Origin of the sequence: Ruminococcus callidus ATCC 27760, from assembly GCF_000468015.1 — a bacterium.
Classification (GTDB): domain Bacteria; phylum Bacillota; class Clostridia; order Oscillospirales; family Ruminococcaceae; genus Ruminococcus_C; species Ruminococcus_C callidus.
Genome location: NZ_KI260449.1, coordinates 22,463 through 36,513, shown reverse-complemented (window position 1 = coordinate 36,513; position 14,051 = coordinate 22,463). Strand labels below are relative to the sequence as shown.

Genomic DNA, 14,051 nt, shown 5'->3' with positions numbered 1-14,051 from the left:
ATCACATCAGGGCATTATGCTTGTCGGCAAGTTCTTTGTCGATGAGCTTGTAATAGACATGGATTTCTCTCGGACGGCTCTTATCGTCCTTGTTGAGATCATCTACGGTCACATATTCGATAAGGTCAAGGCACATCTGGCGTGTAAGCTCAGTCGCTCCTGCATAGCTTTTCAGACGGGCAATAAATTCGTCAACGTCCTTTTCGTCCTGCTTCTGCATTTCGGAGCGTTTCTTGCATTCAGCACATTCAGCCTGCAATGACTTCTTTTCAGCCTGATACTTTTCAAGCAGGCTGATACATACTTCTTCGGGAATCTTACCGATGACCTTATCTTCATAGACGGTCTGAATCAGGTTGTCAAGCTCTGCAATACGGCTTGTAGCTTTCTGCATACGCTTTTTATCGGAACTGTTCTGAGCATCAAGGACACCGTGCTTGCGTTTCAGGAATTCTTCCTTAGCCTTTTCCTCGTCAGCGGCTTTCTCGATCATATCCTGAATATCCATAAGGAGATACTGTTCGATCAGCGGACGGCGGATATAATGAGTAGTACAGCAGCCCTTGCCGAAACGATTATGATAACCGCACATATAAGCCATATACTTACGGTTGGCTGAACCGACCTGACGCATCTTGCTCCCACAGCTATCGCAGTACAGAAGTCCTGAAAGCGGAGCTAACTCACCGATCTTGTCTCGCTTGCCACGGCTCACCGATGCCTCTATTTCACGGACTTTTTCCCACAGTTCCATAGGAATGATAGGCTCATGATTGTTTTCACGCATAAGCCATTCAGATGAATCCTTGCGTATCCTCTTGTGATTCTTGTAGCTCACAGTAGTTGTTTTCATCAGTGCAAGCGTACCGATATAAATCGGATTGCCGAGTATACGAAGTACTATCGAAGAACTCCAGAGATGCACCGATACATGGGGATTTACCTTGTTTTCACGCTGATACAGATAGTCCATAGGTGTCGGTATCTGTTCTGCATTAAGTGCATCAGCGATCTGCTTAGGCTTCTTTCCCTCTGCCCTCATCTCAAAGATACGACGTACAACAGGTGCAGTCTGCGGATCAATAACAGGGGTGTTTTTCTCATCATCTCCTTTGAAATATCCGTAGGCACAGTATGTTGTGCGATACTTTCCGGCTTTTGCATTTGAGTTGATAACAGCTCTCAGCTTTTTGGAAGTATTGGCGGCGTGCCATTCATTAAAGACATTCATTATAGGCATCATATCCATTCCCGTGCTTTCCGAATTAGCTGTATCAACATTATCGGTCAGTGCGATAAAACGGATATTGTACATCGGGAATATGTAGTCCGTGTATTGACCTACCTGAATATAATTACGCCCGAAACGGCTTAAATCCTTGCAAAGTATCAGATTGATCCTGCCGTTCTTGGCATCATCGAGCATTCTCTGCACACCCGGTCTGTCAAACGTAGTGCCTGAAATTCCGTCATCGACGTACTCATCATAGAGCGTCCAGCCCTGTTCACTAATGTAATTGCTGAGAATCTTACGCTGATTCTCAATAGAGAGCGATTCTCCGGCTCTCTCGTCCTCGTTTGAAAGGCGGAGATACATTCCCACCTTGTATTCGGTCTGCTTTGGTATCATTACTACTCCTTTCCTCCAAAGCAGCTTTAATCAACATTACAGTTAATAGTATAGCGCGCAATGCCGAAAAAAGCAAGTACTTATGGAAAATTTTTTCAGGTTGTCTGAGGCGTGCGGTTTATCGTCATAACTTCAGAAAACGCCCTTTCAAAAGCGTTGCGATACAGCACTTCACTGAGGTCTTTATCACCGCAGTAGTGCCGGACGATAACACATCTCCCTTTGCCGATCTGGTACTCACGTCTTTCGGTTTTGCAGTTTTTATACTGCTCGTTCATTGCCTGCATAGTTTTGCCGTTTACTGCCTTCTCTTTGTCTACGGCAGTATCGTTATTATTCATAGCTTGTTACTCCTTTAGCTTCTCTTTCTCTACGCTTATAGAGCGAGGGGATCGCTTTCTTTATCTGCCCCTCTTTGGTGTTTGTTGTCTTGTGATGACAGCCGTGCGGAACGGCAAATGCCGCCCCGTACACAGCTATCATTTTATGTTAGGTTCAGGTTTTGTTGTCAGCGAAAGAACATCTTTCAGCTCACGCAACATCGTATAAGTATCACAGCCCCAGTAATCCGCATACCGCTTGCAGACGGCAAGCTGAATGTCATGAGGTCTGTTACGGAGCGTACCCTCTGTCATACGCAGGAGCTTTGCCACCGCAGGAATGAAGAACAGATAGTCTTTATCCCTGCGATGTTCCTCTACATCACGGCGAATATCTGCATACTTGTCCGAGGTGTAGTTTTCGATGATCTCATCAACGGACTCCTTGTATTCGCTGTCATAATCAAAGACGAAACTTTTCTTATCGAAGCTGCCTTTGAACGGAACTCCGCTTGCAGTAAGTGCGACTGTTATCTGCTGTCCCTTATCCGTAGGCAGTGCAACATATTCTTTATTACTGCACTTATAATCGTCACCGACAAAGAAAATGTATTCGCTCATTCATCGCTCTCTTTCTGATAATCTACATCAAACAGAGTACGGGGAGAATCCTCGTAAGGATTAGCCTTGCCCTTCTCCGCAGGAGCATTATCTGTCAGACCGTCAATATCCGAATCAGACATACCGCCGTAACGGAGCTTTTCAAGCTGTTCATGCTCACGCTCGATAGCGGAGAACAGGTCTTTACCTTTCAACTTGAACTTGTCGGCAAGAGCCAAAAGATAGAGTTTGTTATACTCCTCCATATCCTTGTCGAGCTGTTTCTGCTCCTTAGCGATAGTTGCCTGTCGCTTTGCAATCTTCTTTTCAAGTTTCGTCAGCTTGTCAGCAGTCGAAGTTGTAGCCATATCATCACCACCATTCTGAAATTTTAGTCGAGCCGATCACTCAGCCCCATACTAAAATTATAGCGCACTTCCGTATAAAAAGTCTATTCGCAGTGCGCATGAAGTTGGGTGCGCCATTAGATTTTTCCGTTCGGTATTTTCACTGGGGAAAAAATAAAAAAGCTGCGGAGCGTAAATGAAATGCTTCACAGCTTGTATGTGTATTCGTATGCGGTTTAATAAAATTTACTATGCCCCTGAATCCGTTTCAATTCATCAAAAAATCTCTCCAAGGAAGTGAGTATGTCATATATGTAGGACATATCTATCTGAAGCTCAAAAATAATTCCGCTGTTATATCCGTCAGACGCATTCTTAAAACAGCCACTAACATTACAATGCCCTAATTTATCGAATGTAAAAGTCATGTTTGTACGGTTTAATGTTTCACCATAGTTCTTCAAAACTGCAACAGGCTCAATACCCGGAAGACATTCATATACGTTTTCCAGTTCGATATAAAAATAATACAGATTTCCTATTGTAATATCACATTCAAATTTGCTGTCTATTCCACTGCACTTATATGTAACTTCAAATTTTCCGGTTACTCCGCCTGCCTGTATTGAATACTCTGATTGATTATCATCGAAACACTTGAATGAAAACATGAACCGCTTTTCTCCATCTCGAATATCAATCAGGTTGTATGGCAATTCAAGGTTACTTTCAATCTTTATTGTCTTAAACATAAGCACCACCTCCAAGAGATATTTCCCGATTACTATGATAATGCCGAGGACTGTCTCTTACCCACAAATTATACCACATCGAGCTTGAAAAAGCAACTGCCGACACACCTGAAACCGTAGCGACGAATCATATTCTGTTCGCATATCATATAAAAATCCGCTGTTGAATTTATGCGATAGGGAGAATCGCCATGAACAAAGTGTAAACTTTTGCGAAAACCATTACCAAAAACGCAAATTTCTCGGTAGTAATAGTAGAGGGGGATTTTCATAGGACTGCCGCCCGACCAGCATAACAACTGCGCCGAAGCCCAGTAAAATGTATGCAGAACCGTAACCGATACAGAGAGAAAGTCGCATAGCTCCAAATCACGCAGAAGCGTGAAAATGAGCCGTAGAACGGCAAAATACAAGCTAGGGCGTGAAACGCCCGATGAATTAGCACAAGCACGGTATAAAGTATTACGATTATGGAAAATCGTAAACTTTATACGGCTTGTCAGGGGAAAATTCCCCTAAGACCCCTGAAAGCGATTGCAGGAGCAATCGAAGAACGGCGGCAGAACCGCCGAGAAAGCGAGGACAACACAATGTCAATATTCAAAAAGCCCGAAAAGGGGTTCCTTGCAAAGCTGTTTAAGCATAAGCAGGTCGAGGAACTTGCGGAAGAACTTGCCCACACTTATGCGGACGAAATGCGGGCGGATATGCTGTCCGAAAATCCCGAAACGGATACCGCCGAGGACACCGCTGCTGAGCCTGTTCCAATGTTGGAAGTCTCAGAATCGGGAGAGGTTGACTTCACAGAACCGCCCGAAACCACCGAGGGCGAATCTCCACCGCAGGACACCGAGCCAAGTGAAGTACGCAAGCACCTCATTACATTTCGAGTGAACGATATGGAGCTTGAAGCGATCAACCGCCGATATGCTGAAACATCGTTCAGAAGCAGGGGCGATTTTTGCCGTTATTCTGCATTGACCGTGATGAATGTTGAGGAAGATACCGAGGACATAAAGCAGATAGCACGGTACATATCGTCTATCTCCAATTCGTTCAATCAGGTAGCCCACCGTGTCAATAAAGGCGGCAAGCTCTATGACGAAGATATTGCCGATATGAAAGAGAGGTTAGAGGAAATTTGGCGGTTACTCGTATCCATACGATCCACACGGGAACATACGGTGCAATTGATTATATCTGCAACCCAGACAAAACCGCAGACGGCAAATATGTTGTTAGCAACTTGTGCGTATCTTCTCCATCTGGAGCATCAGAACAGTTTAGGAACATCAGGCAGTCAGTCGGCACAGGGCGAAGCCGAAGCGAGTGCCAGCATATAATACAATCGTTCGCACCCAGCGAGGTCACTCCCGAACGTGCTTTGCTTATCGGGCAGGAACTTTGCAAGGCTCTTTTCAATGACGAGTATCAGTATGTTTTAGCCGTCCATTGCGACCATGAACATATCCACAACCACATAATCGTGAACAATGTGAACTTCTATACAGGACACACTTTTGAAACCGAGCATAATCAGGGAAAGATACCCGACCGAGCGTGGAGCAAACTCCGCACGATTTCGGACGAACTATGCAGAAAACACGGACTTTCTATCATCGAAAACCCGCATTTTTCAAAGGGCAAGAGCCATTGGGAGTGGGAGCTTGATAAGCAGAATCTTTCGTGGAAGGAACAGCTTAAAAGAGCCATTGACGAAGTTATCAAAGTCAGCGAGGATTTTGAAGATTTCCTTGCGAAATGTGCCGATTTTGGAATACTTGTTGACTACAATCCCGACCACAAAATAGACCTGAAATTCATGCTTTCGGAGCAGAAAGAGCGTAATCCGAGGGCGAAGTTCACAAGAGCCAAAACGCTGGGTTACTTCTACGAGAGCCAGCAGATCAGAAGGCGTATCGAGAGTTACAAGTATCAAATGTCGCACAGCCCAACAGCGAGAATTATCCGCACCACAGCCGATAAATTTCAGCAGTCTCAGGGCTTGACGAATTGGGCAGACCGTGAGAATATGAAGGTGGCGAGCAAGGCACTGAATGAAATGACGGCGAGCAACTCCACCCTTGAAGAATTGGAGAGTGCAGCTCATAGGGCGTTTGCTGAATTTATGGTCATGTCAACACCGCAGTTTGAATTGAGCGACCGAATCCACGAATTAGAGAAGCAAATTCCGGCTATCGAGGAATACCGCAAGTACAAGGTCTACTACAAGAATTATACTTATCTGGAGGGCAAATCGAAGAAAAAATACGGAGAGAACTGCCGTTACGAACTCGACCAGTATCATGAGTGCCGTAAAAAGCTGAAAGAACTGTTTCCCGACGGTATCATTCCCAAAATCAAAGACTTGCAGGACGAGCTGAAGAAAGCCCGTGAGGATTATGCCAAGATGAGCGCAGAGCGTAAAGCCCTAAAGAAAGAAGCGGACAGGCTTTCAAGGCTTGCACAGCAGAAGCGTGACAGTCAGAGAACGCTTGCCCGATATATGCAGAACGAACAGGCTGCCAAGAGAAAGAAAGGTCAGCTTGAATAAAGAAAGGTTGAATTTATGAGTAGAATAGGTTATATCCGTGTTTCCACGGAACATCAGGAGACAGCAAGACAGCAGGAGATCATGTGCGACTATCAGGTTGACCGCATCTTCTCCGAGAAGATTTCGGGAGCTAACAAAGACCGCCCTCAGCTCAGGGCAATGCTTGACTATGTGCGTGAGGGTGACACCCTATACATTGAGAGCATCAGCCGTTTGGGGTGCTCCACGAAAGACTTACTGAACATCATCGACACCCTCACCGAAAAAGGTGTTACCCTCATCAGCCATAAGGAGAATATCGACACCGATACTCCTGCAGGCAAATTCATGTTGACCGTGTTCGCTGCACTCTCTCAGCTTGAAAGAGAACAGCTCAAACAGCGACAGCGTGAGGGCATCGAAATCGCTAAGACTCAGGGCAAGTACACAGGCAGAAAGCCGATTGAGATCGACTGGACGAGGTTCGGGCAGCTCTATGGGGAATGGAAGTCAAAGAGCATCACAGGCAGGGACTTTATGCGGAGAATGGGCTTGTCGGCTAATACATTTTACCGCCGTGTCAGGGAGTATGAAGCGGAAAACGGGATAACCGAGCCTGTTTCTGCATGAGCATATTGCACCGAGGATTTTTATAATATTGCTGCGCCCTGCACAATTATTATTACAATTACTCCGCAGGGCTGGACTCCTGTCTTGTCATGGGATATAATGTATCTACAATAAAACACAGGAGGGATACAGCTATGTTAAAGATACCCGAATTGGCTATGCCGAGATCACGCAAGGTCACTACTGTCTACAATGGTAAGCGTGAGGTCTGGACGGACTACGAACAGGCAAAGGCATATTTCCTTGAAACGATGATGACCGCCGAGGGCGAGGAGCGTGACCGAGCAGAGTGCGTTTACATTCAGCTACTTCACGGGCTTGACGAATGCAGTGACGAGGACGAATAATCAGCAGGGCGAGTTGTTTCGGCAGCTCGCTCTTGCTATGCCCTCTGGCGAACAGAAATGCCCCTCACAGCCGTCCGAGCCTGCGGAGCGGAAAAGAATACCGTCTGAAAAGAACAGCCCTGAGAAATGCTTGTACTGCAAATCTCGGGGCTTGTCTGTTATTCAGTTCCATTAGGGTATCCACTGATTTCGGTGCGCGCCATAATCATAATATCAACTTATGCGGAACGTAAAATGAGTGTGCCAGTAGACTAAGACCTATTAGCAATTAAAAAATATTCCATTATCACTAAAATAATAACAAATAGCCGAAAAAAGAAGCTCCAATCCCTTGAAATAATGGTGTATTTGTGTTATAATAAATAATGTATAATCCTTTTTCAAACTGCTATTTGTGAAAATGAAACTGGGGGATTTTTATGAAAGTATTATATTCTAATATGCTTCCGTTAGGAATACAGGATAATCAGGAAACCATAGATGAAAGCATCAAACAGCAGATAGCCAAATCGGACAGAGTTGATATTGCAGTCGGATATGTCTCTCTTGCATCGCTTGAAGAGCTGGATAGGTTAATTTGTGAAAACAAGATCAAGCAGATTGTTCTTGTCATTGGAATGTACTATATTGAGGGTATGCCTGAAAAGACATATCATACTGCCGTTAGGCTTAATAAGAAGTGGCAGGATATGGGCATTGGTGAAATACGCATCGTGCGCTCGCTGAAATATCACGGCAAGGTGTACTGCTTCTATAAGAATAATGCACCTATTTCCGCTGTTATCGGCTCTGCAAATTTAGGCGTTCTCAAACTTGAAGCTAATAACCGCCGTCAGTATGAGCTGTGCTCTCTCACTGAGGACATCTCTGAAACACAGGAGCTTGCAGATATTGTGGAACGTATAAAAGCTCCTATCTGCTCTATCAATATTGCCGATGTTGATGATATGCCGCTTATCAGAGAACAGAATGTATCTCTTACTGGCATTGATACCGTTGAGGAGCTTCCGAAGAATGATATAGAGCTTTATAGTAAACATAAAACCAATCTGACATTTACGCTTCCTTTGAAAGTCCCTGCATTTTCCGAGAGATTTATGGACGATAAAAAGCACTATACTCAATCCAATATCAATGTCTGCTATTCTCTTGACACAAGAAATCCGAAAAGACCTAAATCAAGAAACTGGTATGAATTTCAGATAACTGTTCCGAGCAGTGTTTACACCCTGCCTGGATACCCAAAGAGAAACGAGCCATTCTTTATCGTTACCGATGACGGCTTTATGTTCAAGGCGCATACTACCAGTGATAACAACAAACAGCTTAACGCAGTAGGAAGTGAGCATATCTTAGGATATTGGCTCAAAGGCAGAATTGCTGCCGCAGGATTGGTAACACCCGTACACGATACACAAAAGGATACGGACAGAATAGGCATGATAACGAAAGAAATGCTTGAAGCTTATGGGTGTGACAGCCTTACATTTACAAAGACAAATAAGAAAGCAGCAGACGAGGACGGAAATGAGCTTGACGTATGGATTGTCGAGTTCATTTCTTCCAAAGACGAGGAATAATATATGCAGTATCTTAAAACCTATCTGAACAAAATCATAGCGAGAGGTAATGAGAAGCTCGCAGAATCCATCTCCAAAACCGCAGAAGATATTGGAAAGAGCTATATCAGCACCTTTTCGTTTACAAGTCATGAGATCGGACTTCTGTTCGGAAATGTTCAATCAGGCAAGACAGGACAGATGTTTGGTATCTTATGCAAAGCCGCTGATTTAGGTTTTCCTGCGTTTCTAATACTTACAACAGATAACGTTGTTTTACAGGCGCAGACATTGGAGCGTGTAAAATCCGATTTGGAGGGCTTTTGTATCTGCGGAGAAGATGATACAGGATTATTCGTTGAAAACAGCCTGATACAGCCTGCAATCATTATTCTGAAAAAGAACTCCAGAGTATTGAGAAAATGGGCTAACATCTTCAATACTACGGGATTTATGAAAGGCAATCCGCTTTTTATTATTGATGATGAGGCTGATGCCGCATCTCTAAATACCTTTATTAACCGCAAAGGCAATCAGTTTTCTTCTATCAACAAGTATCTCAATTCTATTAAGAATGGAGCAACAAGTAGCCTGTATCTTCAAGTTACAGGTACACCGCAGGCTATCCTGCTTCAAACAATGGCATCAGGCTGGCACCCATACTTCACCTATTATTTTCAGCCTGGAAGTGCCTATTTGGGCGGTGATTTCTTCTTCCCGTCCTCGCAGAAGCCTGATTGCATAACATTTCTTGAAACTGTCAAGGAAGATACTAAAGAAGCGGTTTTACGTCATATTACAGTATCTGCACAGGTGCTTGCATCTGGCGGAAAGGTCTGCAATGGTCTTATTCACCCAAGTGTAAGGCAGTCAGCACACAACACCTATGCTAAAGATGTAAAGAAAGTGCTTGAATGGTGCAAAGCCAACAATGCTGAGTTTAAGGCGGAAATTATAAAGCATAGTGCATCGCTCAATCCTCAGAAATCCGCTAAGTTATCTTATGATGTTATATTCAGCAAAGCCGAAAGCCTTGTTATGAACGATGAAATCAATGTTTACATAATGAACGGCACTAACGAGGTTGACAGCTCTGCTTATGCTCAGGGGAGCAATATCGTTATCGGAGGAAACACACTCGGCAGAGGTGTTACATTCCCTGGATTGCAGACTATCTACTATACAAGAACAAGCAAGAAACCGCAGGCAGATACAATGTGGCAGCACAGCAGAATGTTTGGATATGACCGTGATCCGGGCATGATGATGATTTATATTGACGAGCATCTTTATAAACTGTTCTCTGATATAAACTCTACGAACAATTCTATCATTGCTCAGATCGAGCGCGGCATAGATGATGTTAAGATTTACTATCCCGAAGGTCTTAATCCTACCCGAAAGAATGTGCTTGACAATAAACACGTTGAGATTATATCTGGCGGAACAAACTACTATCCGTTCTATCCTGATAATGATACCATTGAAAGCATTTCCGAGCTTCTGAAAGCCTTTGACAACACAGAGCTTTATTATCAGGTGAGTCTGCGATTTATCAAGGAAGTGCTGTCGCACATCATTCCAAGCCCCGATTTTAAGCTCTCTGCATTTATGTCTGTGCTGGATACTATGCTCGCAGATACTCCTGCGGGGCAAGGTATTCTGATCGTAAGGCGTGAAAGAGATGTCGCTCAGGGTACTGGCGCTTTGATTTCTCCGAACGATTGGAAGTTAGGCGGACAGTTTACTGATAAGCCTGTCTTGACCATGTATCAGGTTACGGGCAATAAAGGCTGGAAAGGCAAAAAGCTTTGGATACCGAATATCAAGCTCCCACATGGAACGATGTATTATGATGTGTTAGAAGAAGATACACAGGGAGAATAATATGATAACAGGAGATATAACAAAACCGATCTTGTTCGATCCTATCGCTTGCAGAGCGGACAAACTTCTGATATTGAGCAGTTATGCTACCCCAAATATGTCATCATGGTATATGAAACAGCTTCAGGAAAGAAAAACTGCACCTATTGATATATCGGTGATTGTCGGAATGACCGCTTATGATGGTATTAGTATTCCAGCACACAATGGATTTCTTTCACTGCATAATACTTATACATCTAAGAGCGTCAGGTCTTTTAGCTGTAATTATATATCAGATAATCCACCTGAGCATTCAAATCTGTATATTTGGCTTAAAGGCGAACACCCTGAACTTGCCTTTGTGGGATCAGCAGACTTTACTCAGAATGCCTTTATTTCGTCAAGGCGTGAGATTATGCAGGAATGTTCGCCAAGTGAAGCGTATGATTATTACCAAGAAGCCGAAAGCAGATCATGTTACTGCAATCATTCTGAAATTGATGATATGATTATCATTCGCAATAACCACCCTATTCTTGACAATGAAGCTGAATTGATAGGCAGTATATCCTGTGGGACGGTTAAAAGCGTTTCACTTTCTTTGCTTACCAATAAAGGCATAGTTGCAGGAACATCAGGTTTGAATTGGGGACAGCGTGATAAACGAAATCGTAATGAAGCGTATATCCGCATACCAATACAGATTGCACGGCAGGACTTCTTTCCGACAGACCGCCACTTCACAGTGTTGACAGATGACGGGCATCAGCTTATTCTTAGAGCTGAACAACAAAACAATAAAGCATTGACAACACCAATGAACAATTCGCTCTTAGGTGAGTATTTCAGAAACAGGCTCAATTTGCCGAACGGACACCCTGTTACGAAACAGGATTTAGAGCGTTACGGACGTACCGACGTTGTATTCGCCAAAATAGACGAGGAGCTTTACTATATGGACTTTTCTCCCAAAAAGGCTTTAGGTGATAGCTGATGCCGGATAACCATTCAAAAGAAGTCCGCAGTATGAATATGTCACATATCAGAAGCACCAATTCTAAGCCGGAGGAGATTGTACGAAAGTACCTGTTCTCTAAAGGCTTACGATATAGGAAAAATGTTCGCACTCTCCCTGGCAAGCCTGATATTGTGCTAAGAAAATATAAGACGATTATATTTGTAAACGGTTGTTTTTGGCATAAGCATGATTGTGGACGGTTCGTTATGCCGTCAAGCAATATTGAATACTGGACTAAGAAAATTAACCGCAATGTTGAACGTGACAAGAGCAATACAGAACAGCTTGAAGCACAAGGCTGGCGAGTGCTTACGATTTGGGAATGCCAGCTGAAAAAGAAATCAGCTGACGATAATCTAAGAGCATTATACGAAAAAATAATAAACTAATGATTTAGGAGGAATATATTATGCCTAAGACTGGTGATTCATTTATTGTTTCTCTCACACCTTCACAAGTAGCATGGGGAACATACAGAAATCCTACTAACAGAGCACCTATTCAAGGAGAAGGATATATTGCAATCCCCAGAAATTATGCTGTTGCATATAAAATATACAATTCAAAAAACTCGTTTACTGGACTTGGATATAATGAGTTTATAGCAACGTCCAGCGATGGGTTTATCAATGAAGAATTATTATTAGCTCAGGGAAACACTGAAGCTGGTGATCCGTATGCAAAGAATTTTGACATTAAAGGCGATCTCAAAAGATTAGGCGCTTGGTTCGCTTATGCCGGAGCATCTGCTGGCAGTAAAGTGAAGGTTACTTTTACAAGTCCAACCGAGGTTTATCTTGAAATAATATAAGAAAATGGCTGTGTTCTTGCTTTTTAGAACACAGCCATTAGTTTATTCTTCAATATTAGGTTCAATATAATCGTAAGGTACACCTGCAAAGCTCCGTAGTATTGCTTCAAAAATGATTTTTGCACCTCTGCATGGAACAGCCATACCAATCTGTTTTCTAACGCCCTCTTTACTTCCTATAAATTCATATTCATCAGGAAATGTCTGAAGCCTTGCACGTTCTCTGTTTGTCAACGCTCTTGGTTCATCCCAATGGTAGATATGTGTACCACCGCCTCCGCTGCCTGTTACAGTATATGACGGCTTATCGGGATCAAGTCTTTTGTATATCTGGCTGATTTTTGCACCTGTTATATTTAATCTTAAATGTTCAGGCAAATTAGCAGTAAAAGCATTTTGTCCTGGTAGTATATGCGTAAGGCGTTCAACCACTTGCGGAGACTGCTTAGTTCTTTCGTTATTGAAAGCATCTTCGGGGATAGGGGGAACTTCGATAGCTGTCCTGCAAGAATTATCCACATTAGCATACGGAGCAGAGGACGGAACACGATAGACAACATCTATATCGTTTCGTATTCCTACGATGATTATACGATGACGGGCTTGCGGGATACCATATTCCTCAAATTTGTATAAATGCGGAACAACTGTGTAGCCTGCCCCTTTAAGCTCTGCTATTATCTTAGTAAACGCCTTTCCGTCATTAGCGTTTTTCAGACCGCCAACATTTTCAGCCAAAAACCAAATAGGCTTGAATTGTTTGAGTGCCTTTACTCCATACGAATAAAGCGGCCCATAGACACCATTCATACCCTTCTGCTCACCAACTACACTATAATCATTGCAGGGAAAACCGAAAGCGAGAGCATCAATAGGGGCAAGCTGGGACATATCGAACTTGCGTATATCTTCGTGGTAAACTGTTTCAGGTGCATTAGGACAAATATTATGACGATATGTTTTGCAGGTATCAGCATCATAGTCATTTGCCCATTGATGAACAATGCGATACTCAGGATCACCAATGTCTGCATTAGTCGCACCCCAAGCAATACCGCCTGGACCGCAGAACAGTTCTCCTAACCTATAAACCATTGTTCTCACCTGATCCTTCCAATCGTGTTTTTTTCCTTGAAATGAGGAAATCTATAAAAAGCTGAAGATCACGCAAATCGTCCTTTTCCAACTTATCCACTCTTTTGAGCATATAGGCTGGATTTAAGTCGTTTTGCGTAATATAACCTGTTTCAATCATAAATTCAATAGGGCTAATATCGAGGGCTTTGGCTATTTCGCAGAGATTTTTCCAACTTGGATTCTTTCTATCGCCATTTTCAATTTTCATTAACTCACTGTCGCTGATATTGCTCAACTCAGCAAGTTTTTTTCGGGAATACCCACATAATTCCCTGTTTGTTTTTATAACATCTCCGACTCCAGCCATACATTTCACCTCAACTTATTTATTATACCACTCACGCTGCTTTTTGTCAACCCCTATTTTAAAAAAAGCTGCCTATTGGAAATTTTCTTGATATAGCGTAATAATAAGGCGACTCCAAAGAACCGCCTTATTTCTTTTCTTTTGACCGAACAGACTTTGTGGTATGTGGTATGCTGTATCCAGCACAAAAG

Annotated in this window: 16 protein-coding genes; 9 read left to right on the top strand and 7 right to left on the bottom strand. The window is 43.1% G+C overall.

All coding sequences use genetic code 11. From position 1 onward, the window contains the following. Position 1: 1 nt before the first annotated feature. The 5 genes from RUMCAL_RS10635 to RUMCAL_RS10615 all read right to left on the bottom strand — a co-directional run bounded on the left by RUMCAL_RS10635 (position 2) and on the right by RUMCAL_RS10615 (position 3,649). Positions 2–1,630 (bottom strand): recombinase family protein, encoded by a 1,629-nt coding sequence (locus tag RUMCAL_RS10635; protein ID WP_021682872.1) that lies wholly within the window; start codon positions 1,628–1,630, stop codon positions 2–4. 95 nt (positions 1,631–1,725) lie between these two features. Further along, positions 1,726–1,971 carry a hypothetical protein gene (locus RUMCAL_RS10630; RefSeq protein ID WP_021682871.1) on the bottom strand — a complete coding sequence of 82 codons (246 nt, stop codon included), beginning with the start codon at positions 1,969–1,971 and terminating at the stop codon, positions 1,726–1,728. A 138-nt stretch (positions 1,972–2,109) separates the two neighbouring features. Continuing rightward, positions 2,110–2,571: a hypothetical protein gene (locus RUMCAL_RS10625; RefSeq protein ID WP_021682869.1), complete on the bottom strand. Its 462-nt coding sequence runs from the start codon at positions 2,569–2,571 to the stop codon at positions 2,110–2,112. Continuing rightward, a complete protein-coding gene (locus tag RUMCAL_RS10620; protein WP_021682868.1) occupies positions 2,568–2,918 on the bottom strand; it encodes a hypothetical protein in 351 nt (116 codons plus the stop codon). Before RUMCAL_RS10620 ends, RUMCAL_RS10625 begins: the two co-directional genes overlap by 4 nt. A gap of 215 nt (positions 2,919–3,133) precedes the next feature. Further along, complete coding sequence (locus RUMCAL_RS10615; RefSeq protein ID WP_021682867.1) at positions 3,134–3,649, bottom strand: hypothetical protein; 516 nt, start codon at positions 3,647–3,649, stop codon at positions 3,134–3,136. A gap of 470 nt (positions 3,650–4,119) precedes the next feature. Between RUMCAL_RS10615 and RUMCAL_RS15605 the strand changes: the two genes are divergently transcribed. From RUMCAL_RS15605 to RUMCAL_RS10570, 9 genes are all read left to right on the top strand, one after another. Then, positions 4,120–4,992, top strand: coding sequence for a MobC domain-containing protein (locus RUMCAL_RS15605; protein ID WP_021682865.1), 873 nt, complete (start codon positions 4,120–4,122; stop codon positions 4,990–4,992). Next, a complete protein-coding gene (locus RUMCAL_RS10605; RefSeq protein ID WP_156902522.1) occupies positions 4,896–6,203 on the top strand; it encodes a relaxase/mobilization nuclease domain-containing protein in 1,308 nt (435 codons plus the stop codon). The genes RUMCAL_RS15605 and RUMCAL_RS10605 overlap by 97 nt, the downstream gene beginning before the upstream one ends. Positions 6,204–6,218: 15 nt before the next feature. Continuing rightward, complete coding sequence (locus RUMCAL_RS10600) at positions 6,219–6,812, top strand: recombinase family protein (RefSeq protein ID WP_021682863.1); 594 nt, start codon at positions 6,219–6,221, stop codon at positions 6,810–6,812. Between the two features lie 134 nt (positions 6,813–6,946). Next, positions 6,947–7,159 carry a hypothetical protein gene (locus tag RUMCAL_RS10595; protein ID WP_040647946.1) on the top strand — a complete coding sequence of 71 codons (213 nt, stop codon included), beginning with the start codon at positions 6,947–6,949 and terminating at the stop codon, positions 7,157–7,159. A gap of 419 nt (positions 7,160–7,578) precedes the next feature. Further along, the gene (locus RUMCAL_RS10590; RefSeq protein WP_040647945.1) at positions 7,579–8,739 is read left to right on the top strand and encodes a restriction endonuclease PLD domain-containing protein; all 1,161 of its coding nucleotides are present in this window, start codon (positions 7,579–7,581) and stop codon (positions 8,737–8,739) included. Positions 8,740–8,742: 3 nt separating this feature from the next. Continuing rightward, complete coding sequence (locus RUMCAL_RS10585; RefSeq protein WP_021682859.1) at positions 8,743–10,605, top strand: Z1 domain-containing protein; 1,863 nt, start codon at positions 8,743–8,745, stop codon at positions 10,603–10,605. 1 nt (position 10,606) lies between these two features. Then, positions 10,607–11,581 (top strand): restriction endonuclease PLD domain-containing protein, encoded by a 975-nt coding sequence (locus tag RUMCAL_RS14755; protein ID WP_051343822.1) that lies wholly within the window; start codon positions 10,607–10,609, stop codon positions 11,579–11,581. Further along, positions 11,581–11,994 carry a very short patch repair endonuclease gene (locus tag RUMCAL_RS10575; RefSeq protein WP_021682856.1) on the top strand — a complete coding sequence of 138 codons (414 nt, stop codon included), beginning with the start codon at positions 11,581–11,583 and terminating at the stop codon, positions 11,992–11,994. The genes RUMCAL_RS14755 and RUMCAL_RS10575 overlap by 1 nt, the downstream gene beginning before the upstream one ends. Positions 11,995–12,014: 20 nt before the next feature. Then, positions 12,015–12,416, top strand: a complete 402-nt coding sequence (locus RUMCAL_RS10570) for a hypothetical protein (protein WP_021682855.1) — start codon at positions 12,015–12,017, stop codon at positions 12,414–12,416. A 42-nt stretch (positions 12,417–12,458) separates the two neighbouring features. Here RUMCAL_RS10570 and RUMCAL_RS10565 read toward each other — a convergent pair whose 3' ends face one another. Both RUMCAL_RS10565 and RUMCAL_RS14750 read right to left on the bottom strand, forming a co-directional pair. Then, complete coding sequence (locus tag RUMCAL_RS10565; RefSeq protein WP_021682854.1) at positions 12,459–13,511, bottom strand: DNA cytosine methyltransferase; 1,053 nt, start codon at positions 13,509–13,511, stop codon at positions 12,459–12,461. Beyond that, positions 13,501–13,860: a helix-turn-helix domain-containing protein gene (locus tag RUMCAL_RS14750; protein WP_021682853.1), complete on the bottom strand. Its 360-nt coding sequence runs from the start codon at positions 13,858–13,860 to the stop codon at positions 13,501–13,503. Before RUMCAL_RS14750 ends, RUMCAL_RS10565 begins: the two co-directional genes overlap by 11 nt. Between the last annotated feature and the right edge of the window lie 191 nt (positions 13,861–14,051).

What these genes read in the sequence shown, in the direction of transcription:
- RUMCAL_RS10625 (WP_021682869.1), bottom strand. Translation starts at nt 2,571, where the DNA reads ATGAGCGAATACATTTTCTTTGTCGGTGACGATTATAAGTGCAGTAAT.
- RUMCAL_RS10585 (WP_021682859.1), top strand. Translation starts at nt 8,743, where the DNA reads ATGCAGTATCTTAAAACCTATCTGAACAAAATCATAGCGAGAGGTAAT.
- RUMCAL_RS10635 (WP_021682872.1), bottom strand. Translation starts at nt 1,630, where the DNA reads ATGATACCAAAGCAGACCGAATACAAGGTGGGAATGTATCTCCGCCTT.
- RUMCAL_RS10565 (WP_021682854.1), bottom strand. Translation starts at nt 13,511, where the DNA reads ATGGTTTATAGGTTAGGAGAACTGTTCTGCGGTCCAGGCGGTATTGCT.
- RUMCAL_RS15605 (WP_021682865.1), top strand. Translation starts at nt 4,120, where the DNA reads ATGGAAAATCGTAAACTTTATACGGCTTGTCAGGGGAAAATTCCCCTA.
- RUMCAL_RS14755 (WP_051343822.1), top strand. Translation starts at nt 10,607, where the DNA reads ATGATAACAGGAGATATAACAAAACCGATCTTGTTCGATCCTATCGCT.
- RUMCAL_RS10600 (WP_021682863.1), top strand. Translation starts at nt 6,219, where the DNA reads ATGAGTAGAATAGGTTATATCCGTGTTTCCACGGAACATCAGGAGACA.
- RUMCAL_RS10630 (WP_021682871.1), bottom strand. Translation starts at nt 1,971, where the DNA reads ATGAATAATAACGATACTGCCGTAGACAAAGAGAAGGCAGTAAACGGC.
- RUMCAL_RS10575 (WP_021682856.1), top strand. Translation starts at nt 11,581, where the DNA reads ATGCCGGATAACCATTCAAAAGAAGTCCGCAGTATGAATATGTCACAT.
- RUMCAL_RS10595 (WP_040647946.1), top strand. Translation starts at nt 6,947, where the DNA reads ATGTTAAAGATACCCGAATTGGCTATGCCGAGATCACGCAAGGTCACT.
- RUMCAL_RS10615 (WP_021682867.1), bottom strand. Translation starts at nt 3,649, where the DNA reads ATGTTTAAGACAATAAAGATTGAAAGTAACCTTGAATTGCCATACAAC.
- RUMCAL_RS10590 (WP_040647945.1), top strand. Translation starts at nt 7,579, where the DNA reads ATGAAAGTATTATATTCTAATATGCTTCCGTTAGGAATACAGGATAAT.
- RUMCAL_RS10620 (WP_021682868.1), bottom strand. Translation starts at nt 2,918, where the DNA reads ATGGCTACAACTTCGACTGCTGACAAGCTGACGAAACTTGAAAAGAAG.
- RUMCAL_RS10570 (WP_021682855.1), top strand. Translation starts at nt 12,015, where the DNA reads ATGCCTAAGACTGGTGATTCATTTATTGTTTCTCTCACACCTTCACAA.
- RUMCAL_RS14750 (WP_021682853.1), bottom strand. Translation starts at nt 13,860, where the DNA reads ATGGCTGGAGTCGGAGATGTTATAAAAACAAACAGGGAATTATGTGGG.